The organism is Paenibacillus sp. D2_2 (assembly GCF_031199965.1).
In the GTDB taxonomy this organism is placed as follows: Bacteria; Bacillota; Bacilli; order Paenibacillales; family Paenibacillaceae; genus Fontibacillus.
Genome location: NZ_CP133605.1, coordinates 197816 through 222012, shown reverse-complemented (window position 1 = coordinate 222012; position 24197 = coordinate 197816). Strand labels below are relative to the sequence as shown.

23 protein-coding genes, 2 pseudogenes and 1 other annotated feature are annotated in these 24197 nt (G+C 45.0%); of the genes and pseudogenes, 8 read left to right on the top strand and 17 right to left on the bottom strand.

Translation table 11 applies throughout. From position 1 onward, the window contains the following. Positions 1–81: 81 nt before the first annotated feature. The 3 genes from RE628_RS01125 to RE628_RS01115 all read right to left on the bottom strand — a co-directional run bounded on the left by RE628_RS01125 (position 82) and on the right by RE628_RS01115 (position 4463). Positions 82–2016 (bottom strand): S-layer homology domain-containing protein, encoded by a 1935-nt coding sequence (locus RE628_RS01125; RefSeq protein WP_309157022.1) that lies wholly within the window; start codon positions 2014–2016, stop codon positions 82–84. Next, positions 1994–3907 carry a DUF4855 domain-containing protein gene (locus RE628_RS01120; protein ID WP_309157021.1) on the bottom strand — a complete coding sequence of 638 codons (1914 nt, stop codon included), beginning with the start codon at positions 3905–3907 and terminating at the stop codon, positions 1994–1996. Before RE628_RS01120 ends, RE628_RS01125 begins: the two co-directional genes overlap by 23 nt. Positions 3908–3980: 73 nt before the next feature. Beyond that, positions 3981–4463, bottom strand: coding sequence for a hypothetical protein (locus RE628_RS01115; protein ID WP_309157020.1), 483 nt, complete (start codon positions 4461–4463; stop codon positions 3981–3983). A 452-nt stretch (positions 4464–4915) separates the two neighbouring features. Next, positions 4916–5113: a binding site (T-box leader), on the top strand. A 98-nt stretch (positions 5114–5211) separates the two neighbouring features. Here RE628_RS01115 and RE628_RS01110 point away from each other — a divergent pair. The 4 genes from RE628_RS01110 to RE628_RS01095 are packed head-to-tail and all read left to right on the top strand — an operon-like array spanning position 5212 to position 7498. Then, on the top strand, positions 5212–5658 hold the full coding sequence (locus RE628_RS01110; protein WP_309157019.1) for a hypothetical protein: 447 nt from the start codon (positions 5212–5214) through the stop codon (positions 5656–5658). Beyond that, the gene (locus RE628_RS01105; RefSeq protein WP_309157018.1) at positions 5655–6059 is read left to right on the top strand and encodes a Na+/H+ antiporter NhaC family protein; all 405 of its coding nucleotides are present in this window, start codon (positions 5655–5657) and stop codon (positions 6057–6059) included. Before RE628_RS01110 ends, RE628_RS01105 begins: the two co-directional genes overlap by 4 nt. Beyond that, positions 5956–6642 carry a Na+/H+ antiporter NhaC family protein gene (locus RE628_RS01100; protein ID WP_309157017.1) on the top strand — a complete coding sequence of 229 codons (687 nt, stop codon included), beginning with the start codon at positions 5956–5958 and terminating at the stop codon, positions 6640–6642. Before RE628_RS01105 ends, RE628_RS01100 begins: the two co-directional genes overlap by 104 nt. Then, positions 6635–7498, top strand: a complete 864-nt coding sequence (locus tag RE628_RS01095) for an MBL fold metallo-hydrolase (protein ID WP_309157016.1) — start codon at positions 6635–6637, stop codon at positions 7496–7498. Before RE628_RS01100 ends, RE628_RS01095 begins: the two co-directional genes overlap by 8 nt. Positions 7499–7598: 100 nt before the next feature. Here RE628_RS01095 and RE628_RS01090 read toward each other — a convergent pair whose 3' ends face one another. The 6 genes from RE628_RS01090 to RE628_RS01065 form a co-directional block, all read right to left on the bottom strand. Then, positions 7599–9251 carry an FAD-dependent oxidoreductase gene (locus RE628_RS01090; protein WP_309157014.1) on the bottom strand — a complete coding sequence of 551 codons (1653 nt, stop codon included), beginning with the start codon at positions 9249–9251 and terminating at the stop codon, positions 7599–7601. Between the two features lie 84 nt (positions 9252–9335). After that, positions 9336–9710, bottom strand: coding sequence for a rhodanese-like domain-containing protein (locus RE628_RS01085; RefSeq protein WP_309157013.1), 375 nt, complete (start codon positions 9708–9710; stop codon positions 9336–9338). Between the two features lie 232 nt (positions 9711–9942). Next, positions 9943–10206, bottom strand: coding sequence for a metal-sensitive transcriptional regulator (locus RE628_RS01080; RefSeq protein WP_375143025.1), 264 nt, complete (start codon positions 10204–10206; stop codon positions 9943–9945). Positions 10207–10360: 154 nt separating this feature from the next. Further along, complete coding sequence (locus RE628_RS01075; protein ID WP_309157012.1) at positions 10361–10672, bottom strand: rhodanese-like domain-containing protein; 312 nt, start codon at positions 10670–10672, stop codon at positions 10361–10363. 241 nt (positions 10673–10913) lie between these two features. After that, positions 10914–11231 carry a thioredoxin gene (trxA, locus tag RE628_RS01070; protein ID WP_309157011.1) on the bottom strand — a complete coding sequence of 106 codons (318 nt, stop codon included), beginning with the start codon at positions 11229–11231 and terminating at the stop codon, positions 10914–10916. Positions 11232–11295: 64 nt separating this feature from the next. Beyond that, positions 11296–12492 carry an ArnT family glycosyltransferase gene (locus tag RE628_RS01065; RefSeq protein ID WP_309157010.1) on the bottom strand — a complete coding sequence of 399 codons (1197 nt, stop codon included), beginning with the start codon at positions 12490–12492 and terminating at the stop codon, positions 11296–11298. A 322-nt stretch (positions 12493–12814) separates the two neighbouring features. Here RE628_RS01065 and RE628_RS01060 point away from each other — a divergent pair, with 322 nt between their 5' ends. After that, entirely contained in the window at positions 12815–14005 is a 1191-nt protein-coding gene (locus RE628_RS01060) for a P1 family peptidase (protein ID WP_309157009.1), read from the top strand. Positions 14006–14097: 92 nt separating this feature from the next. Here the strand turns inward: RE628_RS01060 and RE628_RS01055 are convergent, their stop codons facing one another. The 7 genes and pseudogenes from RE628_RS01055 to RE628_RS01025 form a co-directional block, all read right to left on the bottom strand. Further along, complete coding sequence (locus RE628_RS01055) at positions 14098–14499, bottom strand: Na+/H+ antiporter subunit G (RefSeq protein ID WP_309157008.1); 402 nt, start codon at positions 14497–14499, stop codon at positions 14098–14100. Then, a complete protein-coding gene (locus RE628_RS01050) occupies positions 14483–14764 on the bottom strand; it encodes a Na(+)/H(+) antiporter subunit F1 (RefSeq protein WP_309157007.1) in 282 nt (93 codons plus the stop codon). Before RE628_RS01050 ends, RE628_RS01055 begins: the two co-directional genes overlap by 17 nt. Then, a complete protein-coding gene (locus RE628_RS01045; protein WP_309157006.1) occupies positions 14761–15240 on the bottom strand; it encodes a Na+/H+ antiporter subunit E in 480 nt (159 codons plus the stop codon). The genes RE628_RS01050 and RE628_RS01045 overlap by 4 nt, the downstream gene beginning before the upstream one ends. A 15-nt stretch (positions 15241–15255) precedes the next feature. Further along, positions 15256–16730 (bottom strand): annotated as a pseudogene (locus RE628_RS01040) (Na+/H+ antiporter subunit D). Next, positions 16723–17061, bottom strand: coding sequence for a Na(+)/H(+) antiporter subunit C (locus RE628_RS01035; protein WP_309157005.1), 339 nt, complete (start codon positions 17059–17061; stop codon positions 16723–16725). Before RE628_RS01035 ends, RE628_RS01040 begins: the two are co-directional and overlap by 8 nt. 1 nt (position 17062) lies before the next feature. Beyond that, positions 17063–17485, bottom strand: coding sequence for a Na(+)/H(+) antiporter subunit B (locus tag RE628_RS01030; protein WP_309157004.1), 423 nt, complete (start codon positions 17483–17485; stop codon positions 17063–17065). After that, entirely contained in the window at positions 17472–19883 is a 2412-nt protein-coding gene (locus RE628_RS01025) for a Na+/H+ antiporter subunit A (RefSeq protein ID WP_309157003.1), read from the bottom strand. The genes RE628_RS01030 and RE628_RS01025 overlap by 14 nt, the downstream gene beginning before the upstream one ends. 132 nt (positions 19884–20015) lie before the next feature. Between RE628_RS01025 and RE628_RS01020 the strand changes: the two genes are divergently transcribed. Beyond that, complete coding sequence (locus RE628_RS01020) at positions 20016–20699, top strand: universal stress protein (RefSeq protein WP_309157002.1); 684 nt, start codon at positions 20016–20018, stop codon at positions 20697–20699. A 94-nt stretch (positions 20700–20793) separates the two neighbouring features. Here RE628_RS01020 and RE628_RS01015 read toward each other — a convergent pair whose 3' ends face one another. Further along, entirely contained in the window at positions 20794–21357 is a 564-nt protein-coding gene (locus RE628_RS01015) for a tyrosine-type recombinase/integrase (RefSeq protein ID WP_309157001.1), read from the bottom strand. A gap of 187 nt (positions 21358–21544) precedes the next feature. On the opposite strand from RE628_RS01015, the pseudogene RE628_RS01010 reads away from it, so the two are divergent. Together RE628_RS01010 and RE628_RS01005 are read left to right on the top strand one after the other, a co-directional pair. Continuing rightward, positions 21545–23301, top strand: a pseudogene (locus RE628_RS01010) (LytS/YhcK type 5TM receptor domain-containing protein). Beyond that, entirely contained in the window at positions 23301–24041 is a 741-nt protein-coding gene (locus RE628_RS01005) for a LytR/AlgR family response regulator transcription factor (RefSeq protein WP_309157000.1), read from the top strand. The pseudogene RE628_RS01010 and the gene RE628_RS01005 overlap by 1 nt, the downstream one beginning before the upstream one ends. Positions 24042–24197 lie beyond the last annotated feature (156 nt).

Below are 24197 nucleotides of genomic sequence, written 5' to 3'. Positions count from 1 at the left end.
GTATAGAACACATATACTTGCATATTAGCACTTATGATCTGACACAAAAAGGACTTGGCGAATGCCAAGTCCTTTTGTTATTTATTGAACTGTCGTCAAGTTATTCAACAAACGATACAAGAATACAACTGCTTCTGCACGGGTCGTCTGGCTGTGTGGTCGGAGCATTCCCCCATCTCCTTGAATCAGTCCCAGCTCAACCATCCCTGCGATACTTTCCACAGCATAATCGGATACTTTATCTATATCCTTGAAGCCCTCCAGCGATGCTAGATTACCCGAAATCCCCTGCCCTTTCGCAGCCTGGATCGCCCGGACTGCCATGACCACCATGTCTTGTCTCGTTATCTTCCCTTGTGGAGCGAACCTGTCACCATCCACCCCCGTGACGACTCCGAGCTGCTTTGCAATTGAGACCGCGTCATAATAATAATCTTGAGCTTGAACATCGGAGAATGCGCTGCTTACGTCTGCCTTCAGATCCAATGCTCTCACCAGCATAACGATAAAGTCTGCACGGCTTACCTGCTCTGTCGGACTAAATGTTGTGGCTGATGTTCCCTTTACAATCCCTAACGCAGCCAATTGTTCAACAGCTTCCTGAGCCCATACATACTTGCCCAGATCGGTGAACTGCACTGTGGACCGCTCGAAAAATACTCCATACGTTCCGGTATAACTGGTCTGGAAGTGAATATTCTTGCTTACATCGGAGTAAGATGCTGCAGGAATGATGCTAGCCGTACCTTGGTTACTAATCGACAGAATGCCAATGCCTAAAACGGCCTCAGAATTAGCTCTAATATACGGAATCGTCACTAACACTGGCGCCTTCTCATTCTTCCAGGCAATACTCTTGCCGTCCATCTTCACTTCCAACAGGATGAGAGGCCTGCTGCCGACTTGAGCCTGCGCTGATCTACTCAGTAATTGGCGATTTCCTTCACCAATAATCAATCGCATTTGCTTACCCAGTTCTGTAGATTTGTCGAACATCTGCCCAGATAGAACAATCGACACTTTTGGCGTGATCACCTTAATCAACAGATTTGGATGCTCGGAGAAGAAGGAGGCCGGAAGATCCAGCGCATAATTCGCTGCATCGCTAGTACCGTTCATCTCAAGCGTAATATTTAGCTTACCATCTGCATCCGGCTTCGCTTCGGCTATCGCTTTCTGCAGATCCTGTTCACTTACCGTGCCCAGCGCTGTTTTCCCATCGGAATCCAGCTTCGTGCTCACTACTGCTCTGACCGAGCCATCGGCTTGTGGCTTTAGCTCAACAGGTACTGGGGTTGAAGGAGAAGTCGGAACAGAGGAACCGCCACCGTTCCCACCATTGCCATTGTTACCGTTATTGCCATTACCATTTCCTGGATCTGCCTTCTTGTATTCGAAGCTCACTTTGGCAGGCGTCACCATGCCGTCAGTCGATACATAAGCCTTATAGGTTCCTTCCAATTGGCCCTTCAGTGTAAATACGAATTGGAGTTTCCCCTCTGCGGTACTTATCTTCTGCTCTTCATAATGAACCTTGCCTTGCGGATCCAACACCTTCAAGCTTACTGTAGCCTGATCATCGCCATTCATTAGCAGCCCGTCAATCGTTACCTTCCTCGCTGCAGCATCTACTATGGCTTGTAAGCCGTCAATAGCTGGCACCTCCACGTCTCCGGAGAGCTTATATACTCCGAACTCGTAGAAGGAATAGCCATAATCCGTATTCCGCTCAATCCCTTGGAATTTGATATATCTCGCAGTTACCGGGGAGAATTGCACCGTATCTTTACCGTCCTGCGCTGTAATAACTCCGTCATTTGGCATGATATTAGTCCAGGTCTTCTTATCATCGGATACAAGCAGCTTATAGGTCTTGGCCCGGGCATATTCCCAATCGATCCGGATCGTATCGAACTCCTGTGTTTCGCCCAAGTCGACCTGGAACCAGGTATTGTCCACATAGTCGCTGGCCCATCTTGAGGCCGGGAATCCATCAACGGCCTTTGCCTGGCACATAATTCGGATTGCCCCCCTCTGTTGACGATGCCTCAACTGCTTTATCCTGTGCCAAGTTGCCTGTGATGTAATATACGATCTCCTTTAAAGTGCGGTATGCCTCAGTCTTCATCATCCCGTCCTTCATAAATTGATCCAGCTTGGCGTTGAAGCCTTTAAGATACTTGGTAACTTGTGCTGCGTCCTTTCCTTCATAACGTGCCATCATTTCTAAGTAGTTATTTAAGGAGTGTGCCGCTGTAGTATCTGTAATTTGTTGTTCTTGTTCGAACCGATCGACGTATGCTCTGATTCCCATTGCATTCGTGGATGCTTCTACTACATATGAGGTTTTAACCGATTTGCCAGAGGTTACCGTAATGAGCAACTCATGTTTCCCTAACTTACCAGACAAAGGTAAGACTGTTCCCGCGGTATAAGCCTTCCCATCGAACAGAGCATTTACTTTAGTCAGTCCGTCATCCTCTCTTAGCTTCCACGTAAACTGAACAGATTTTGTATCCGGCAGGACCATTCCGCTCTGGAACGGCTCTCCATTCATCAACACGTCTATCTCAGGAGGTGCCGCATTATTAACCTGGTATGTTCCCTTCACATATTGGTATAGCCAATCATATAGAACCCTGTTGCTTGGATCCGTGCTCACCGCACTGTTATATACGGCGTTATTTCCTTGGTAGTATGCGTTAAGGCCACCCGTCATCAAACCGGTCTCAACACCACTGTTCAAGTAATCGATATACCGTTCGCGGAAAACCCCATCGGTCAACATCCGGTCATCGAACTCGAATTCATTGGTCATTCCATACCGTTTCGCTATATTCGCCGCGTCCTCCAGACGGCCATAGTCCATCGGCTCGAAGAAATAGTTCGGCTGGAAGGCTACGGCATCAAACCCAACATCCTTCCACATAAAGCTCTTATAGGCCAGGAAATGAGGAATCCAGAAAAATTTCATATTGCTGTTGCCAGAGACAGTCATCGTATGAACCTTATCGCTGGCTAAGCGTACCAGCCCTGGTCCATTTTGATCAACACCGATCTGCTCTTCCAGCCAGTACATCCCTACAAGCTCAAGGTGAGAATACTTCGCTGCTTCCCATCTTTGCTTTACTTCATCCAAATACCATTGAACCGCCTTCGCACGATCTGTAAGCGCTTTAAAATTTTCGGATTTATTATCCCCGTCCACATCGCCGAAATTGGTCACTCCCTCATCCGGATAAGGGATCATCAGAACAACCTTCTCCTTCTGATTCGGTTGGTTCAGCTTGACACCAACTTCCTTAGTTGCTTCATTAAGCTGGTACATGTCTCCTTCGGGAGCAAATGTCTTATTCAAATACCATTCCCAATCCTCTTTCAGAGACGGGTTACCTGATCCTGCACCAAACCCACGGCCTTGATCTGAGAAGGTTCCCAGATACAGAACACCGTCAAAAAGCCAATCGGTCGGCTCTCCGGCTTTATCAACGTAACTGATGTTCGGAATGATCCGCTCCTTCTTCCAGGTTCCCAGATCATTGCTGTAATACCCATTATAGAGCAATCCAAGATGCTTAATCCCGGCTGTCGCTTCACCTGGAGCTAGAAATGCCGGCTGCTGCGTCGGAACGGTTACCGCACCTGTGACTTGCCCATCGTTACCCCAAATTTCAATCTCATCCACGAAGCTCATCGCCTTGGTATGCATCGAGAACATGACCTTCACATAACGGGCATAAGCGATCTTCGCATCAGGACCTATGCTCTTGATGCCATCCTTGCTTCCATCCCATTCATAGGTCTCCTTGTATTGTCCGTCCTTCCATAATGTCTGGGTAGCATAGTGCGAGAGCAGCCCCCAGTTCTGCTTATCGTCGGAGACATACATCGAGACCGTCAACGGCATTAGTACGTTATTATTCGGCCAGTCCTGTAAGAAATTGGCCTTAATCTTCGTGATCGACTTCCGGTCACCGAGATCAAATACGACTTCGCGTGTCTTCTTCTTGAGAATGTCCTACCCACGCTGGATCGGAAATGTCTAGCTCCCCGTATTTACCATCCGTCAACTTATTACTATCATCCGGATAAGCCGCTTCAGGCGCTTCCGACCATTCATATGGGAGACCTTGAGCCAAATTGTACGGCTCTTCATATACCGCCGTGGTCACGCTTTGTGGCTCTGCTTCCAGAGCCTGCTCAGTAGGGGGAATGGCCAGATCCGGATCTTGAGCAACCTCGTCTGCAGGATCGATCTGAACCTCACCTTCCTGATCTTCTGGCACTTGACCATCAGGTTGTGTGATCTGCTCTGAATTCAGGACTACACGACTATCTTGATTTGCGCCGGCCTGCTTGCCCGCCTGTAACGGCGCTGCCTCCCTCGCTTGCGCAACCGGAATAAGTGTGAATAGCATGACTGTAATTATAACAACAGATAACCATCGTTTACTCCTTCTCATACATGCTAGCCCCTTTCTTTTACTCCCTATCCTTTGCATCCATCAAGAAACCTCATCAACCATGTATACCTTTACAAGCTAAGTTTGATCCCCCTACCTCCTTCCCGTGATCTCGTACCATTGTTGAGCAGCCTAAAATATGGCCTACTGTAACAGTAAGAAACTTAGCCTTGAATTCAAATAGATAAATCATTACCTTCCATATACATTTATTTACCAGTCCCAGAAAAACGACGTCTAACGTCTCCCTCCCTCCGAACCTCCTAAGACGATACAACCAGACATTGAATGTTTAAGGGAACACCTACCGGGCATACAGAACTATGGCATTCCATTGCTCAATGATTGTGATCAGATTCCATCAAATGGATGTTGACAAACAATTTTAGGAAGACTATCATGTCATTTAACGCAAGAAAGCAAAAAAGCATGGAAGTATAAAAGTGAATATCGCAAAAGTGTTGAACTAATACAGTAGCTGTCTGTAGCGGAAAATCAGAGACTTGGTGGTTGGTGCGAACTAAGCCGGGGCATGCAGTGAATTACAATTAGGGAGCTGACTAACGTCCGGCAATGCCGTTAAATAATTGAGTGAACAAAAGCTTATTTTTTGTTAATCAGGGTGGTACCGCGGAACTTCCGTCCCTATTTGGGGATGGAGGTTCTTTTTTATTTTATAGAGATTGTTCAACAAGTCGACTGATGAACATGAACCATTACAACTACGACATAAAGGAGTGAAACGAACATGAAACGACAAGTATCAATTGGCTTAGCGCTCTTGCCTATTTTGGCGCTTATTGCTGCAGGTGCTGCCTCTATCTTCATTTGGAAGGCTGGCATGTTTATCCCTTTAATCATTAGCATCATCGTCACCGTTCTCGTAGGGGTGATGAGCGGATATAGTTGGAAGGAACTTGAAGAAATGATGGTTAGCGGCGTATCTAAAGCATTGCCTGCGATATTCATCTTGCTTGTCATTGGGATGATCGTCGGAACGTGGATCTCAAGCGGAGTTATTCCGACCATGATCTACTACGGCTTATCCTTTATTCATCCCTCTTTCTTTGTTCCGGCAGTTGCGGTTGTCACCAGGTATCGTGGCAATTACGCTTGGCAGCTCCTTCACTTCGATCGCGACGATTGGATTAGCGTTCATGGTCATCGGCGAAGGGATGGGCTTCTCCCGGCTTGATTGCGGGAGCGGTAATATCCGGCGCATTCTTTGGCGATAAATTGTCGCCCTTATCCGATACAACGAATATTGCACCAGCCATGGCGGAAACAGATTTATTCAGCCATGTACGGCATATGCTCTGGGATACGATTCCTGCATTCACCATCGCCGTTGCGCTCTACGCGCTGTTCGGTACCCACTCGGTACAAGGCTCGGTGGATACTGCTAATATCGATATGATATTGAATGGGATTCAAGATACGTTTATTATTCACCCGCTGCTGTTGTTGCTGCCAGGTACTGACGATTTTCCTAATGATCAAGAAACTACCGGCATTGCCGACACTACTGTTGGTAGGCATCATTGGTGGGGTCATTTCCATCGTGGTACAAGGAGATTCCATCACATCGATGGTTAACACAATGACGAACGGGTTCCATGCGGAATCTGGAGTAGAGGCGGTCGATTCCTTGTTGAATCGAGGTGGTCTTCTCTCCATGCTGGGTACGATCGGTTTGTTGACGATCGCGACTGCGCTTGGGGGATTGCTGGAGGGCACTCAAATTTTCCAAGCTCTTGTTCGGCCAATCGTGGCTAGAATCAAGACTCCAAGCTCACTTATAGCGACAACGATTGCATCAACCTTCCTTGTCGCGTTCGCTAGCGGAGCACAGTTCCTTGCGATTATATTGCCGACGAGAACCTTTGTCCAAACTTACAAGGACATGAATATAGATACGAAAAATTTATCTAGATGTGTCGAGGCGGCTGGTACGGTCGGCATTACATTAGTTCCATGGGGAGTTCCTGCTGTATTCGCAGCTAGTATGCTCGGCGTAAGCCCGGAACAATTCATCCCTTACATCTTCTTCGCCTTCCTGGTTCCGCTTATCAATATTATTTATGGGATTACGGGTTGGACGATCGTGAAGAAGGAATACCCGGCGCGTTCGTTCCAACAGCAACAGAATGCGGCAGTAGGAGGAATGAGTCATGAATGAAGTCATCGTCAATATTATCGGAACAGCCCAGGATGCAGGCGTGCCACATCCGAACTGCTTTTGTCAGAATTGCATGAGCGCCATGCAGAATGGAACGCGCAGGTTCGCTGCTTCCTTAGCCATTATTGAGCCTGGTCGGAAGCAATGGCATCTTGTTGATGCAACACCGGACATGCGCGAGCAGATGGCAAACATTCAAATGAAATACCATCTTCAAGGTCAGATCATGAACAGCATTTGGCTAACCCATGCACATATCGGTCACTACCCCGGATTGATGTTTCTGGGAAGAGAGGCCATCGGAGCACAAGGAGTTCCGGTCTTCTGCGGGGATCACATGAAACAGATGCTTGAAACGAATGCGCCTTGGTCACAGTTATTGGAACTGAATAATATTCAATTGAACGGCATTGGGCACGAGCGACAGGAACAGCTGTCCTCTTCTGTACGCATCACGCCGATTGAAGTACCTCATCGCAATGAGCTATCGGAGACATTCGGCTTCTGGATTGAAGGACCGAGACGCAAGCTGCTCTATATCCCAGATATTGACCGTTGGGATGAGTGGGATCGAGACATTTTTGATATGGCCAAGAAAGCGGACATTTGTTTATTAGACGGTACTTTTCATTCTATTGAAGAGATAGAACAGATGGGACGCAATTATAAAGAGATCCCCCATCCTGTTATGACGGAGACAATGGATCGACTGCAGGGCTTGGCAGAGCATACCGAAATCTACTTTACGCATTTCAATCATACGAACCCTGTCAACGATCAAGCAAGTGCCTTCGCACAGCTTGTTCAAAACAGAGCATTTTACATCGCTGAAGATGGAATGGAATTGAAATTATAAATTGTGAGCAAATCGCTTAAATCATACAAAACCAAGAAGATCGCCTACCACCTCAAAAAGCAGGTGGTAGGCGATCTTCTTCATATTCTGGTACTCTCTTTTATATTTGAGACGAATACTTCGACATCTCGTACGTGCGATAACCCCCGGTCAAGTTCTTTACTTTATAACCGTGCTGTGTCAAAATGCGGGCTGCGATATATCCCCTGATTCCTACACCACAGTAAGCATAGATTTCTTTATTTTTATCGAGCTCATTAAGACGTTCCCGCAGTTCATCAACCGGAATGTGGGCTGCCCCATCGATATGTCCTTGCTCATACTCCGCGACGGTTCTTACGTCCAGCAGGATCTGCTCTTCCGGCTGCAGTGTCTCTAAGTCCTTCACCGTGAAGATATCCAATTGTCCCGAAAGAACGTTCTCCGCCAAATAACCTGCCATGTTAACCGGGTCCTTCGCAGAAGAGAATGGAGGTGCATACGCGAGTTCAAGCTCGGCCAAATCATGAACGGTTCCCTTCAAGCGAAGTACCGTAGCAATGACGTCGATTCGTTTGTCCACTCCCTCGGAGCCAAATGCCTGTGCTCCTAATATTCTACCTTCGTCGTTGAACAACAGTTTCATCGCTATTGCCTTCGCGCCTGGGTAATATCCGGCATGTGAGTTCGGATGCACATAAATCGTCCGATATGGAATATTCATTCTTTGCAATGTTCTCTCGTTGAATCCTGTGCTTGCGCCTGTAAGACTGAACACTTTGATAATAGATGTTCCTTGCGTTCCCTTGTACACGGTGTTCAATCCGTAAATATTATCCGCAGCAATTCTTCCCTGTTTGTTAGCAGGACCAGCAAGTGGTACAGTCGCTCTTTGTCCGTCCAAATCCGTCGTTTCTACTGCATCCCCCACAGCATATACACCATCGCTGTTTGTTTGCATATATTCATCCACGATAATATGGCCCCGTGCGCCCAGTTCTAACCCAGAGTTCTTGATAAACTCGGTATCTGGCGTTACGCCGATGGCCAGAATCACTAAATCTGCAGACAGCTGCAGCCCACTCTTGAGCGAAACTTCAATCCCCTGCTCCTTCTCATGGAACGATTCAACTCCGTCCCCAAGGACGAGCTTAACTCCATGGTCCGTCATTTCCTTCTCTGCGAATGCGACCATTTCAGAATCAAATGGCGCGAGAATATGAGGCGCGGCTTCAATCAATGTAACGTCCAATCCTCGCTCACGCAAGCTCTCAACCATTTCTATTCCGATAAAGCCGCCTCCAATAACAATTGCGCTTCTGGTGCCTGCTTGATCAACATAAGACTTGATCCGGTCAGTATCAGGAATATTGCGTACCGTAAATATGGATTTGCTATCGATACCCGGGATTGGAGGCTTAATTGGCTTCGCTCCCGGGGATAGAATCAAGTAATCATAAGATTCCTCGTACGTCCCTTTATCCAGACTGTTAACTCTAACCTTCTTAGTATGTGTATCGACCCCAATGACATCGCTATTAATACGGACATTTATATTGAATCTTGCCTTCAAATTTTCAGGTGTTTGCACCATCAGCTTGGAGCGGTCTTTGATCGTCTCTCCGATATAATAAGGAAGTCCACAGTTGGCGAACGAAATATAAGTACCCCGTTCGAACATAACGATTTCCGCATTCTCGTCTAATCTTCTAAGTCTCGCAGCCGCCGATGCTCCTCCAGCAACCCCGCCGACGATGAGTATCTTGTTACCCATAACAATCCCTCCTATGATTTAAATACCCGGTAGGGTATTATTTAACCCATAATGATTCCTCGCTGGTTTACTAAGTTATGATTTTTACTTTTTCGTGGTCGGGCCATCCCATACTGAGATGCCGCCGTTCAGCTGGAAAATTTGATTGTATCCATGTTTGCTCAGCAGCTTCGCTGCCTGCTTGCTTCTCATCCCGCTGCGGCAGTAAAGATACACAGGCTCATCCTTCTGGATTTCATTCAGACGCCGCTCAATCTGACTAAGTGGTATATTTACTGCTCCGGCGATATGACCTTGTTTGAACTCCTGGACTTCCCGAACATCGACTAACTTATGTCCCTTGTACTTACTTTTGAACTGCCCTAGATTTAGATTCCTCATTCCCTTCACCGGAACAAATCGCTTATACAGCATCCAAGCGATCAGAACAAGGATCAATGCATAAAGGCCATAATTCATCTTATTTCCCCCTGCTTTTATTTAATATTATTCGTGATTGTGAACCGCACTTGACAAAATACCTATAGGGGTATATTTTCAAGAAAAAAATAGTGCTTCGTTTCACGCATCTTTTATCAACTCATTGTATACCCCATGGGGTATACAATGATATTAATATGAATAGTTCTGTTTGTCAACACTTAGACTCATTACGGTATATAAAAGAAAAGCATCCGATCATCCGGATGCTTTAGCGACTCTTCAATAGTAATTCTACGGCTTCTTTAACAAGCTTCCCAGAGTCCTGCCCTTGTTCCTGTTGCTCTAGAATGCAATGTTCGAGGTTAGTCGCTACGATGTAGGCCATGGCTTTATCTGCGGCGCTACGCACAGCTGAAAGCTGCGTAATGACATCCTTGCAGCCCTTGCCCTCTTCCATCATTCTCAGGACCCCCCTTACTTGTCCTTCCATGCGCTTAAGCCGTCGTATCACATCTTCATCATATTCCATCATCCGATTCCCCCCATTCAACAATATATTTTAAAATGTATTATACTAATTTATACCCATGTGGGTATAAAAATTATACAGCTTCCCCTTATTAATTACAATGATTCATAAAAGCGGACACATCATAGTGTCCGCTTTACACATTGATTTGCAATTATTATTCTCTCGGACCTGTCCAATGAGACATACCGCCGGTCATGTTGACAACGTTATAACCCATTTCTTCAAGAAACTCGCAGGCGACACTGCTACGATTACCGCTGTGACAAACTACGATCATTTCCTTATTTTTATCCAATTCAGTATGTCTTTGAGTCAAGTAACCTAGAGGAATATGCTTCGCGTCCGGTATATGCCCCGATTCCCATTCATCGATCTCCCGGACATCCAAAATGCTAAGTTTCTCGCCCATTTCCAATTTAGCATTAACGTCTTCAGGCATAATCGCCTTCGAGTATTTACCAGCCATGATAATTAAACGCTCCTTATTATATGTTAATACAGTTTATGCTCAAAAAGTCTGGTTTTCAGCACCGAGAAGGTTGGATGAAGCTAGGGCCTGAGGAGCGGAGCGTACGTTTTGGGTACGTGAGCACCTGAGATGTTTCCGCAGGAAACATGACTTCGTAAGCATCTGCTTAGGCCCAGCTGAATTCAAAATCCGATGTCGAATAACCCTCAGTGTGTTACTTCGTGATCAAAAGCGGACTTTACACGTATTGTTTGATCGCTGACTTGAGTGTTTGTAAAGGCTGAACTCCAACAAAGGTCTGAACTTCTTTTCCTTCGTGAAACAGCTTCAATGTAGGAATCCCTTGAATCCGATATTTCGCCGCCGAGACCTGATTATCATCAACGTTCAATTTTGCGATTTGAACCTCACTTCCTAGTTCGTCCGCCAATTGCTCAAGAATTGGAGCGATCATACGGCAAGGACCACACCATGGAGCCCAAAAGTCCAAAAGGACCAATTTATTGTTCTGAATGACTTGTTCAAGAGAACTGTCAGTTACGTTTACTATAGACATTTTATTTCCTCCTTTTATACGTATACCCCTATGGGTATTATATTAGGACGATAACTCATCTTTGTCAATAGGTGGTGTTTTGGTGTGTCGTAACCTGTTCCTTCCGTCTTCTCAACCTGATCTTCAGAATGATCCGATCCACAGCCAACGCAGAATACATAAGCAGGAGCACCACTGTCGGGTAACCATACCTCGAAAAAGCGATAAACGGAACATAAATCACCGTAAAATATAGGATCGTCAGCAGAACAGGCAAACGACGCTGACGGCCATCTGATTTTCGCGACAGCACCAATCCGGCGATGCCTAATCCGATTAGCAGAGCTTGAATCACATGCGCGGTTACTAGATCTAGACCGAATATCGGAAGCCAGTAATAAGCCTCGAAATACAGCCCGATGAATTTGCCCAGCGTATACCATAACAGGTACAGAAGCGGATTATGAGTGAAGCCGTATTTTAATATGTCGATCCCCTTGGCTGCTGCAGCAGCATCGTGACCTTGAAAGAGCGTCTCAGGGGTGTATTGCGGATAAGCTTCAAAGAACCCGTCTGGCGGCATCAGATGAAAAATCTGAGTTCCCAGCAAAAATGGGCTACCCCCGGATTCTGTGAACAGAATGAAGTGACCGAATGTGATCATATTGCGGATCCACCATGGAGATAGCAGAGCAATATACACCATACCGATCAGACATGTGAATCGCAGCATTTCCTTCCACGTATACTTCTCTCTCCACCATAGAATAAGTAGAACGGCCGGGAACAAAGAAGCCTGTGGTTTAAAATATGCCGCGACGGCAGTAAGCACACCGATCAGTGCGTACCACTCCCATCGTTTGGACTGCACGGCGGTGATAAGCACACAGACTAGCAGCAATACAATTATTCGAAATATCGACTCCGAGAGAATGACGCCCGAAGAGAAGTAATCCGGAGGATACAGCGCACTTAGTATACAAGCAATGAAGGCGATCCTCGAGTTAAACACATAACGGGCAATAATGAAGATTAAATAGAGTGAACCCGCTTGGAGCAGGCACTGAAACAACCGAAAAGCCACTACTCCCCCGCCATCCTGCCCGAAGATCGCTAGAAACCCCGCCAAGATCAGCGGAAATCCCGGCATAATAAACGAAGATGGCTCTGTTCCGGTATTATAGGCAAGCGTCCCCTCGTTCAGCAAGATTTTGGCCGTCTGAATATATTTCACATCATCATTATTCGGGGCATTCGGGTCCCCAGAAAAAGTAATCGCCATAAAACATCACGATCGACACAGACAGCACCAACACGAAAACCATCAACCCGAACAAAATTCGTCTTTCCTTCGAATCTTTAATTACATAAGAAAACAAGACTCTCTCTCCATTCTACTTATCTTAACATTTGGCAATTATATAGCCTCGTTAAGTTATTTCATCACATGTTCTCAATAAAATGAAGATATCACAAGTTGATGATAATGTCCTCCAGTGTCAAAAACCTGAAATGTGCGAATGACCGCTTGCTTTCGCCTATTCCTATAATCAAGGACTAACATACCATTTTATAAACCCAAATGTGATGAGGAGGTGTGCGCCATGCACCACCAGGGACAACAGGCCATCCGCCAGTTAAATGCCGCTATCCACAATTTGCGCAGTGCCAGGTATGCGGTAAGGCATCGCAAGAATAGTAGTGTTATCCGAAAAATTAAAAGATCGCAGTTCTACATCGACAAAAGTCTGTCCGCTATCAACGTTAACCCGCACCACCGGAGGAAAGACTGCTTCAGGGGCGACAACAGTATCTCTAATCAGCCAATCGGACCGAGTCCTGAAAGTCTGATCGGCCATACCGACACATGCAAAGGAGGAATAACCGATATTCCGGGAATCCTGGTCGGACACGCGGAAGATGAAAGCGGCCGTTCGGGCTGCACCGTGGTATTGTATCCCAAAGGGGCCGTCCCTGGCGTAGACGTAAGGGGAGGCTTTCCAGGTACGGAACAAACCGACGCTCTCCACCCAGGAACTGCTACGGAGACAGTTCAAGCCGTTCTCCTTACGGGCGGTAGCAATTTTGGTCTGGCAACGGCAGCGGGCGTAATGAATTGGCTTGCAGAAAGGGGATTTGGAGCCCCGACAGCGGGTGGGGTGCTTCCTACGGTACCTGCAGCCGTCATTTTCGACCTTATTTATGCCAAAGGCGCTCGTAGGCCTGATGCAGCGATGGGCTACGCAGCCAGCCAGACGGCCAATGCAGGGCCGGTAGCACAAGGAAGCGTAGGAGCAGGAGCAGGGGCCACGGTCGGGAAAATCTACGGCACGCCGATGAAGGGCGGAGTAGGAACGGCCTCATGGCAAATTCCCGGAGGTCCTATGGTAGCGGCCATAGTGGTCGTTAATGCCCTAGGAGATATCTGGAACCATGACCGCATCATAGCCGGAGCGCTCCAGCCAAATGGAACTTTCGTTAACCAGACTCGGGCAATCCTTGAAGGAGTGCCGCCGACAGCAGGCCAGAGCAGAAATACGACGATTGCCGTCGTAGCCACCACCGCAAAGCTGACCAAGGCCGAAGCAAGCCGTATCGCGACACTCGCCCACGATGGAATGGCGAGAGCCATTTCCCCTGTGCACACCCAGGGCGACGGCGACACCATCTTCTGTCTAGCTACAGGTACCGACACCAGCGGGCTTGTCGGCAACGAGGCGGTAACTGCGGTAGGAACTGCTGCAGCGATAGTTTTGGAACAAGCTATTATCCGTGGAGTCCAAGCCGCCCAATAGTATCAGACGGTGTTCTAGTGCCTTTGACAAAACATAGCAAAAGACACCTTTACGGGTGTCTTTTGCTGTATAACGAACCATACCCCAGTACATTACGTCCCGGCTTTTTTTTGGATCAGGTTCGCCTTATGATCTGTATCCAAACTCTCATTCTCCATATAATAGTCCTTCAATTCATCTTGAGCGCTCTCCGCTGCCAAAGGTACTTTATGACGATAGGCTGCCCGGCAGATCACATGGGCCGCCACCGGAGCTGTCAAAAATACAAAGAAGATACCCAAGATGAGGCGGATGCTGAAATAACCGTCGGAAATCAAAAAGTACAACAATGTTCCAACCAACGTACATAGCACGCCAAGCGTAGAACTTTTAGATGCAGCATGAGATCTCGTATACACATCCGGCAGTCGGACATTTCCAATAGCGCTGACCAAGCTAATAACAGCCCCGATCAAGATAAAGACCGCGCCGACGACTTCACTGCTTCCGCTCAATGACAACACCTCTTTCAATAAACCTGGCAAAGGCCACCGTTCCTATAAACGACAGAATTCCGATCAACAAGATAAGATCAAAGAAAGCATGGGTGTGCAGCAGCACAGAGAACACGGCAATACTACCGATTAGATTAATGCCGATCGAATCTAAGGCTTGAACGCGATCCGCGCTGGATGGCCCCTTGATGACCCGATATAAATTAGCCATAATCGCCAGCATTAACAGACATAAAGCGATCGTCAATATGATCTCAAAGATCATTTTCTCGTCACATCCTTTATCGCTTTTTCAAACACTAATTTTGACTTTAATACAGACTCTTTAGACTCCGGCATATTCAGACCATGAATGTACATCACTTTCTCATCAGGGGTGATCTCCATCACGACAGATCCTGGTGTTAAGCAGATCAATAGGGACAGGAGTGTAATTTCCAAATCCCCTTCCAAATCCGTCTCCACCTTGAAAATCCCCGGTTTAACATCGATCTTAGGACGGAGCACATGCTTCAGAACCATCAATGAGGAAATGGCCAGCTCCTGGATGAAAATAATTAGTAGCTTGCCAACCGCAGCCAGCGTGAAGAGATAGAACGGCTTTTGAAAGAACCGACGCATGAAGAATAGAACTAACAAGCCGACAAAATAACCACTGATAAAGTTAATGACGCTCGTGCTATCCTGAAGAAACATCCATAAGTAGGCTATAAATATATTGAGTAAAACCTGAACGGGCAAAGTAATCTCCCCCCTTTAGTCAAACACTGCATTAATATAGAAACTTGGATCGAGCAATTCCTCTGCAGCTTGGGCCACATAGTCGGCAAGCCCTTCGGCACCTATCCCTAAGGTAAGACTAGCGATGGTCAATAAAGCAATCGGAAGCAGCAAGCCCTTCGTTGTCCCCTTCTCTTCCTCTACACTCAGAATCGTCTCGCCCCAAAAAGCATTCATAAAGATCTTGATCATGGAGTATAGAATAAACAAGCTTGCCAGCAAACCGATTCCTCCAAGCCAGAAGTAACCGGCCTCAAAGGTACCCTGCGTGATAAACACTTTACCCAGGAACCCGCTTAATGGAGGTATCCCTACCATGGACAATGCGGCAATGAAGAACATCCAGCCCAGCTGAGGATGAAGGCGAATCAAGCCGCTGATATCCTTCAGATTACTCGTCCCAGTCAGATGGATAATGGTTCCGCCGATCAAAAATACAAGTGCCTTAATCAGCATATCGTGAATCAAATAATAGATTGAGCCCGTTATGCCTGCAGGTGTTAATGAGACAAGTCCAGCCATTATAAATCCGACACTGATGACCACATTAAACGTTAATATTTTTCGCAAATCCCAATAACCAATTGCTCCGAGCCCGCCTAGAACCATCGTAATCGCAGCTAATATCCCTATAAGCAAATGCGTGATCTGAGGCTCGTGATAGAAGATCAGCGTGAACATTCTAAAGATGGCATAGATCCCAACCTTGGTGAGCAGCGCAGCAAAGATACTAGCGATGGCCGTTGGTGGCACACTATAGGATCCTGGCAACCAGTAATACAGCAGCAACCCGGCCTTTAAAGCGAACACAATCAAGAATAAAAAGGCGACTGTTGTAATTAACCCATCCTGACCCACCTCAGCGATTCGGATCGATAAATGGGCGAGGTTGAGTGTACCTGTCATGGAGTATAAATAAGCAATACCTATTAGAAAGAAGGCCGACGAAATAATATTTGTAAAAATATATTTGAGCGACTCCCAAGCTGTCTCTTGCCTCCACCCATCGTGATTAACACATAAGAGGCAACTAGGAACACTTCAAAAAAGACATATAAATTAAATAAGTCTCCCGTTAAAAACGAGCCGTTGACGCCTGTAACCAAGAACAAAAACAAAGGATAGAAATAAAGCTTCTCTTGCTTGCGGCCGATCGATGAAAAGGCATAGATCAGACAGCATATCGAGACAATTGAGGTGGCCAGAAGCAGCAACGCGCTGAACATATCACCGACGAAGCTAATGCCAAATGGCGCTTCCCAACCGCCCAGTTGCAGAGTCTGAATACCGTTCTTTTTAATCTGATTCATCAACAGAACGGAAACAACACTTGTAGCTATTAAGGCAACCAAACTAAGCGCCCGCTGAAGCTGGATATTTCTTTGAAAAATAATGAGCACCATTCCTATTAGCAGAGGAATGACGACTGGAGTAATCAATAAATTATTCATGCTCATTTCCCCTTAATTGCTCCATGTCATCCGTCCCAAATTTCTGATAGGAACGATAACATAAGACTAGTACTACCGCTGTCACAGCGAAATTGATGACAATGGCTGTTAGAATCAATGCTTGCGGGATCGCATCTGTATAGGTGGCCACCTTCTCTCCAAGAAGAGGAGCACTCCCCGTCTTCAGACCTCCGGAAGTCATAATCAATAAGTTCACGGCATGACTCAAAAGAGATGCACCAAGTACAATCCTGAGTAACTGCCTCGACAGAATTAAATAGGTTCCAATGGATACTAAAATACCGACAAGTATGACAATGAGCGTCTCCATATTAGTGGTCCTCACTTATGCTTAAAATAATGTTGACTGCGGTTCCTATAACAGCTAGAGCAACCCCGGTATCAAAGATTAAAGCAGAAGCAAGCTCAGTATCACCGAATATGGGCAGATCATAATGACCAAAGGTCTGGGTTAAGAATGGTTTACCAAAGAGGACGCTTACCGTTCCGGTTCCAATTGCAATGAGCACGCCGATGGCGCCAAGCTTCTTAAAATCCATCCGTATATTCTCCCTGACCTTCTCGACTCCAAAGGAAAGATACATCAGGACAATAGCTGCAGCCATACTTAACCCACCAATAAATCCGCCACCCGGATGATGGTGACCGTTCATAAATAAATAGAACGAGAAGGTCAAAATAATCACGACCGCGACCCTTGTTACACTTTTCAAGATCACATTATTCGGTTTCACGTTGTTCCCTCCCTTTAGAACGCTGGTGAACCAGGATGTATACCCCCAAACCAGCAATCGTTAGAACGGATATCTCCAGCATTGTATCAAAGCCGCGGAAGTCTACTAATATCGCATTAACAATATTTTTTGCCCCCGCCAACTCATATGCATTTTCAAAAAAGGATGTAATAGGTTCGAACAGCTTATGTCCATTCGCGGACAAGGCTAATATGGTCACCGTTAATCCCACAGCGATCGATATGATCAGGTTCGTTAATTTAAAAGGGATACGTTCGATCCTCTTCGTCATCTTCGGCAGATGATAGAAGCACAGCAAGAACAGTACCGTCGTTACTGTCTCGACGACCATTTGTGTCAGTGCCAAATCCGGAGCCCGGAAGATCACAAAGAACATAGAAACCATGTATCCTACCGCACCTAACGCTACAATAGCCAGGATTCGATTGCTTGCGAGCAATACGGTTAACGAGGCGATAATCATTGCGATCACAAGCCCAGCTTCATAAATACTGATAGCTGCGTCATTTGAGAAATCGAACTGGATACCATGCAGCAGCAGAAGCGAACCCATCAGTAATATAACGAAGAACGAAAAGATGTAGATCAAATAATGTCTCAGCGATCCTGTCATATATCGATTGGTCAGCGATGCCGATAGCCTCTCCGTACCTGATAAGCCCACATTGTATAAATGATTTAATGTTAGCCCTTGCGGATAATTTCGCATGGTCTGGATCCACCGCTTCGCTGTCTTGAAAAGAATCAGACCAATAACAACGACCCCGATCGTCATAATGAGCTCCATATTTAACCCATGCCAAGCGCTTATTTTTACATCATAGTCAGAAATTGGCATCATGGGTAAAATCGCAGTCAATGCTGGGGTAAGAATGTATTTCCCCAACACATTTGGGAAGAAGAAAGTAACTATAACTAATAAACCTAATACGATTGGAGCAATCAGCATACCGAGAGGTGCCTCATGCACTTTCCGTGTCAGCTTCTCGGGACGATACGCCCCGCCAAAGGTCTTGAATATGAAGATCATGCAGTATACAAACGTAAATATGCTAGCTACCCAAGCAATGATCGGGAACAGCATGCCAATCTTACTCAACCCGAAAATACCGGCATGGGATACTTCAGTTACCGCTCCAAAGAACATTTCCTTACTCAGAAATCCATTAAATGGCGGCAATCCCGCCATAGATAATCCGCCGACCAAAGCAATTGTGAATGTAATCGGCATCACTTGCATTAGACCGCCTAAATAGCGGATATCCCGTCTGCCCGTCTCATGGTCAATAATTCCGACGACCATAAACAAGCTTCCTTTAAAGGTCGAATGATTAAACAGATGGAATACGGCCGCGAATGTAGCCACCGTGAACACCGTTCCAGCCTCACTCGGTCCAAAATAGACCGCTAGAGAACCGATCCCCAACAGGCACATGATCAGTCCTAATTGGCTAATCGTAGAATAAGCCAGCAAAGCCTTCAAATCCGTCTGTCTCAGAGCCGTCAATGAACCGTAGAGAAGCGTAACAAGGCCAACTCCAGCCACAAGCCAGAACCACACAGCGCTACCACCGAAAATCGGAGTCATTCTCGCCACTAAATAAATGCCTGCTTTGACCATGGTTGCAGAGTGAAGGTAACTACTCACGGGAGTTGGCGCCTCCATCGCACCCGGCAGCCAAATTCCAAATGGAAACTGAGCTGACTTCGTAAAAGCTCCTAACAAAATACAAAGCAGCGCAGGAATGAACAACGCATGCCCCTGTATGACATCAATATTCGCGATGATCTCTCGAATACTGTAGGTATCCCCCATCATGATCAGCATAATTAACCCGGCTAACATACCGAATCCACCAAATACGGTAATCAATAACGCCCTTAAAGCGCCTTGGCGAGAGCCTTTTCGCTCATACCAATAGGCGATCAGCAAGAATGAGGATACACTGGTTAACTCCCAAAACCCATACAGAACTAATAAATGATCCGAGAATACCAGCCCTAACATCGCACCCATGAACATGAGCAAGTATACATAGAAGTTATGGAGTGCCTCACGCACCTTAGACATATAGAAGATAGAATAAATGATAACTAAGGTACCTACACCCGTAATAAGCAGAGCAAATAGTAATCCGAGACCATCAATATAGGACGTAATGCTAATCCCGAAGGTCGGAATCCACGACAGGGTGTATTCATATGTTGTCCCAGATGACACGCCAGGTATATATTTCACCAGGTAGATAAAGATGGTTAATGGTACTAATAATACAAACCACCCTGTATGCACTTGGCGATTCAAATACCTATACAAAAAGGGGACAAGCAACGCGAAGATAAACGGAAGGAAAATAAAGCTATAGAATGTAATCAAAGTACTCCTCCCCACTAATGAGTTTTATTAATCATGTTGTTTTATATGGTTTGACTCTTTGGTTAACATCAATTATAGTCTTACATAGTTTAAAGGAGCCCTACTATTAAACTTGAGGTGAAAAGGTTAAAAATGAATAATTTGTATAACGAGAGTATTCTTGTCTGCGTTTATTATGGACCAAATGGAGAAAGGCTAATCAAGCGCGGTTGTAAGATCGCTAACATGCTCCAAGCCCCACTCTATATACTGACAATTGATCCGAAACCGTTCGATGAACTCGATGCCGAGAAGGTATTTTATATTGAACAGTGGAAGCAGTTTGCCAACTCTCACGAATCAGCACAATTTATTATTAAGGATAATGAAAGCCGCCCTATTTCCAAAGTCATTGCAGAGGTAGCTAGAGAGCAAAACATTACGCAGATCATTCTCGGCCAGACAGCTCATAGTCGTTGGGAACAAATCACGAGAGGATCGATTATTAATTCTTTGGTACGTGATGTCCCGTTTGTTGACTTGCACATTATTTCTGTTGCCCGTTATATTCGGGATGAAGAAGGGATATACGAAAAGGGTATTCGTGCTTATTTAATGAAGGATGGAGATAAATATCAACTTAGCTTCAATCATGATAAAGATACCGTATATGAAGGCATCTTCTTCAAAGAAGTTGATACTGATTTTGATAACGGAATTTTCCGTTTTATGAAAGACGCTGAAACCCTGCAAGTTCTAGTTGATGATGGAATAGTTACCGAATTAAAAAACGTGGACATTCAAGCAGCAATGAATTTAGGCTCCGCAGAAGAATAATAACTGATAATCAGTCGCTATGCCTCATGTGTTGTTATCAAACTCTCCGTATCCTTTATACGGGGAGTTTTGATTATGTCTTAAGACGAACCCCTTATAAATTCACATCTAATTTAATAGGCAGCTTCTCGCCACGTTCGACTCCTAAATACCTTAATGTTTCTGCTGTAGAATGATGATTCAAGATCGACTTGATGATGGAAATGGCAATTCCCTTATAATACGCATGATAACCAAATGTCTTCCTCAGCGTATGTGCCCCGATTTTCTCTGAAATCCCTACCTCCCTAGCTGCATGATTAATAATACGGTAGACCTGCTGGCGAGTAATTGGCTGGCAATCTTTCTTCGACTTAAACAAATAATCCTCTGCCTTCCAGTTCATACTGGACAAATACTCCATTAAAATTTCTGCGATTTTGCCGTTTAAGTAATAAGCCTTTTCTTCCCCTGTCTTCTCATCCTTAACATAGAGAAATTGTTTAGCACTCTGGCCATCCCAAACATCCTGTACAGTAAGGTGAAGTAGATCAAAAAGGTTAATTCCTGTATTAATCCCTAGTACAAACAGCAACAGGTCTCGTATTGAACTCTTTCGGAGCTCCTCTTTCATCGCTTGAATCGTCTCAACGTCTCGAATCGGATTTACATATTGCACAGGTATCCCTCCGAAATAATGTTACATAATTGAAGTCTAACATATATTAAGTAACATAATCAAACCACAGAATTGTTACCAAGGGTATTCTCAACTAATTAGTTAAAAAACAAAATTCGACAAATCCTTTTATTTTGTTATAAGGTACAAATTGTTGTAAAGAATAAAAAAGAAACGGATGGTGATTATGCTACAGCTACTGCCTTTCATGATTGAGAAAATAGGAATCATTGTGATCGCAGCTTTTTTACTCTCTCAAATGAAATCATTCCGTCAAATTGTACAAGGGGAACACAAAACAAGTGAGAAAATTAAACTCACTATCCTGTTTGGAGCATTTGGAATTATAAGTAACTACACAGGCATCGAAATCCACCAGAGTACAATTGCCCATCATAATTGGCATTGGCTAGTTACTGTTGGTTCTGACAATGCCATCGCTAACACGAGAATCATGGGTGTTTTCATTGGAGGCTTGCTAGGAGGACCCGCCGTTGGATTGGGAGCTGGACTAATTGCGGGTATACACCGTTATTCACTTGGGGGTTTTACTGCTGCAGCCTGTGCCATATCTACCATTCTGGCAGGCATTACTGCGGATATATAGGAAAATGGCGACGCAGGAAATCTAGGAAAGTCACTCCTTTTTTTACCGTAACCGTAGGGATGGCAATAGAAGCTGTCCAAATGATCATTATTTTAATCATGGCCAAGCCATTCGTAAATGCCTGGGAGCTTGTTAAATTAATTGGACTTCCTATGATAATTGGAAACGGCTTTGGGACGTTGTTATTTGTCGTCATCATTCAATCGGTGCTAAATGATAAAGAGAAGACTCGCGCATTCCAAACTAATTGTACTTTTCAAATTGCTGAACAAACTTTGCCCTTTTTTAGACAGGGATTAAATCCGGATTCGTGTAAAGAAATCTCCAAAATTCTGCTCTTAGGAACGGATGCAGATGCTGTTGCTATTACTGACGACCACAGGGTACTGTCACATGTTGGTGCTGCTTCCGATCATCATACGCCTCTTGAGGGACTGGCCACAAAGCTAACTAAAAAAGTGCTTGAACAAGGCGTAATTCATGTAGCGAGATCAAAGCAAGATATTCATTGTTACCAAGATGACTGCCCACTGCAAGCCGCTATTGTGATTCCATTAAAAGTCCATGGTGCAACCGTTGGATCACTTAAAATGTACTTCACACACCCTGATAAATTAACTGAAGTTCAGCAAGAATTAGCTGAAGGATTAGCCAATTTATTCTCCACCCAGCTAGAATTAGCCCAAGCTGAGCATCAAACAAAACTATTGAAGGATGCGGAAATCAGAGCCTTACAAGCCCAAATACATCCACATTTCTTCTTTAATGCAATTAATACGATTTCTGCTTTATGCCGTACTGATGTTGAAAGAGCGCGACAGCTTCTCATCGATCTGAGTAATTTCTTCCGCAGTAATTTGCAGGGGGCACGTCAATTACTCATTCCATTGGAAAAAGAATTAGAGCATGTTGAAGCCTATTTATCACTAGAGCAGGCCCGCTTTCCGGATAAGTATCAAATTGTTTGGGAAATCGAATCCGGTCTAGAAAAAGTCCTTCTGCCTCCATTTTCCTTACAGCCATTAGTGGAGAACGCCATTCACCATGCCTTTTCAAATATCAAAGAGAACAGAAAAATAATCATCCGCATCTATACCGAAAATGAATTCATGAATATTGTAGTTGAAGATAATGGGACAGGCATCGACAGTGAGAGGATGCGTATACTCGGTGGGCAAACTGTTGATTCCAAAAAAGGTACTGGAACGGCGATTTATAATATTACCGAACGCTTGGAAGGCATTTATAATGGGCGAGCCTCATTAACGATCCGAAGTGAAGTTGGAAAGGGAACCATCATCACAATGTCTATCCCCCTTAAAGGAGAGAATGAGTAATGCTGAAGGCTTTTATCGTAGATGACGAACCACTTGCCAGGGATGAGCTAAAATATCTACTACTTCGTAGTAAACAAGTAGAAATCGTCGGTGAATCAGATTGCGCTGAAGACACACTTGAACAAATTCCATCGGTAAGACCAGATGTTGTATTTTTGGACATAGAACTTGCCGAAGATAACGGGCTTGAGTTAGCCCAACAGTTGCTTACTTTAAATCCAACTCCTGCAATCGTATTTGCTACGGCCTATGACGAATATGCCCTTAAGTCATTTGAAGTAAATGCGGTTGATTATATCTTAAAGCCATTTAATGAGAAGCGAATCCAGCAAACATTAGAGAAAGTCCAGAAAATGCAAAGAGTTCCGGAGGAGAATAGTCAGGCTGTTCCATCCTTCAAACCGGCCACACAATTCGGGAAAATAGCTGTCCTAGTTGATGAACGAATTGTCTTAATCGATTATCAAAAGATCGCATATTTAGGCTCGTGTGAAGGTAAATGTGCAATTAAGACATTAGAACGTGAATACAAGGTTGGCGATTCGCTCACGATGTTAGAAAAGAAGCTCAATCCCCAGCAATTTATTAGAGTTCATCGTGGATTTATCGTTAATATGGATCACATATCTGAAATCCAGCCTTGGTTTAATTCAACCTACAATCTGATCATGAAAGAAGGATCGAAAATACCAGTAAGCCGTACTTATGTGAAGGATTTGAAAAATGTATTAGGTTTCTAGCGTAAGAATCTGTTCAGTTCTCTTGATTATGCGAAAATGTAAGCGCTTTTGTATCTCGCCGTTCCATATTTGTAATCCACCCTCTCTTTTCTGTGTCTTAGAGTGAAAATCACAAAATCCAGCTTTCATTGGGTATGATTATCTCAAATTCATATA

Coding starts and splice junctions, on each gene's coding strand:
- RE628_RS01125 (WP_309157022.1), bottom strand. CDS start 2,016: ATGTGCCAGGCAAAGGCCGTTGATGGATTCCCGGCCTCAAGATGGGCC.
- RE628_RS01120 (WP_309157021.1), bottom strand. CDS start 3,907: ATGCCGTTGACGGTCTCGATGTATGTCTCCGACGATAAGCAGAACTGG.
- RE628_RS01115 (WP_309157020.1), bottom strand. CDS start 4,463: ATGAGAAGGAGTAAACGATGGTTATCTGTTGTTATAATTACAGTCATG.
- RE628_RS01110 (WP_309157019.1), top strand. CDS start 5,212: ATGAAACGACAAGTATCAATTGGCTTAGCGCTCTTGCCTATTTTGGCG.
- RE628_RS01100 (WP_309157017.1), top strand. CDS start 5,956: ATGATCAAGAAACTACCGGCATTGCCGACACTACTGTTGGTAGGCATC.
- RE628_RS01095 (WP_309157016.1), top strand. CDS start 6,635: ATGAATGAAGTCATCGTCAATATTATCGGAACAGCCCAGGATGCAGGC.
- RE628_RS01090 (WP_309157014.1), bottom strand. CDS start 9,251: ATGGGTAACAAGATACTCATCGTCGGCGGGGTTGCTGGAGGAGCATCG.
- RE628_RS01085 (WP_309157013.1), bottom strand. CDS start 9,710: ATGAATTATGGCCTTTATGCATTGATCCTTGTTCTGATCGCTTGGATG.
- RE628_RS01080 (WP_375143025.1), bottom strand. CDS start 10,206: ATGATGGAATATGATGAAGATGTGATACGACGGCTTAAGCGCATGGAA.
- RE628_RS01075 (WP_309157012.1), bottom strand. CDS start 10,672: ATGGCTGGTAAATACTCGAAGGCGATTATGCCTGAAGACGTTAATGCT.
- trxA (WP_309157011.1), bottom strand. CDS start 11,231: ATGTCTATAGTAAACGTAACTGACAGTTCTCTTGAACAAGTCATTCAG.
- RE628_RS01065 (WP_309157010.1), bottom strand. CDS start 12,492: ATGGCGATTACTTTTTCTGGGGACCCGAATGCCCCGAATAATGATGAT.
- RE628_RS01060 (WP_309157009.1), top strand. CDS start 12,815: ATGCACCACCAGGGACAACAGGCCATCCGCCAGTTAAATGCCGCTATC.
- RE628_RS01050 (WP_309157007.1), bottom strand. CDS start 14,764: ATGATCTTTGAGATCATATTGACGATCGCTTTATGTCTGTTAATGCTG.
- RE628_RS01035 (WP_309157005.1), bottom strand. CDS start 17,061: ATGGAGACGCTCATTGTCATACTTGTCGGTATTTTAGTATCCATTGGA.
- RE628_RS01020 (WP_309157002.1), top strand. CDS start 20,016: ATGAATAATTTGTATAACGAGAGTATTCTTGTCTGCGTTTATTATGGA.
- RE628_RS01005 (WP_309157000.1), top strand. CDS start 23,301: ATGCTGAAGGCTTTTATCGTAGATGACGAACCACTTGCCAGGGATGAG.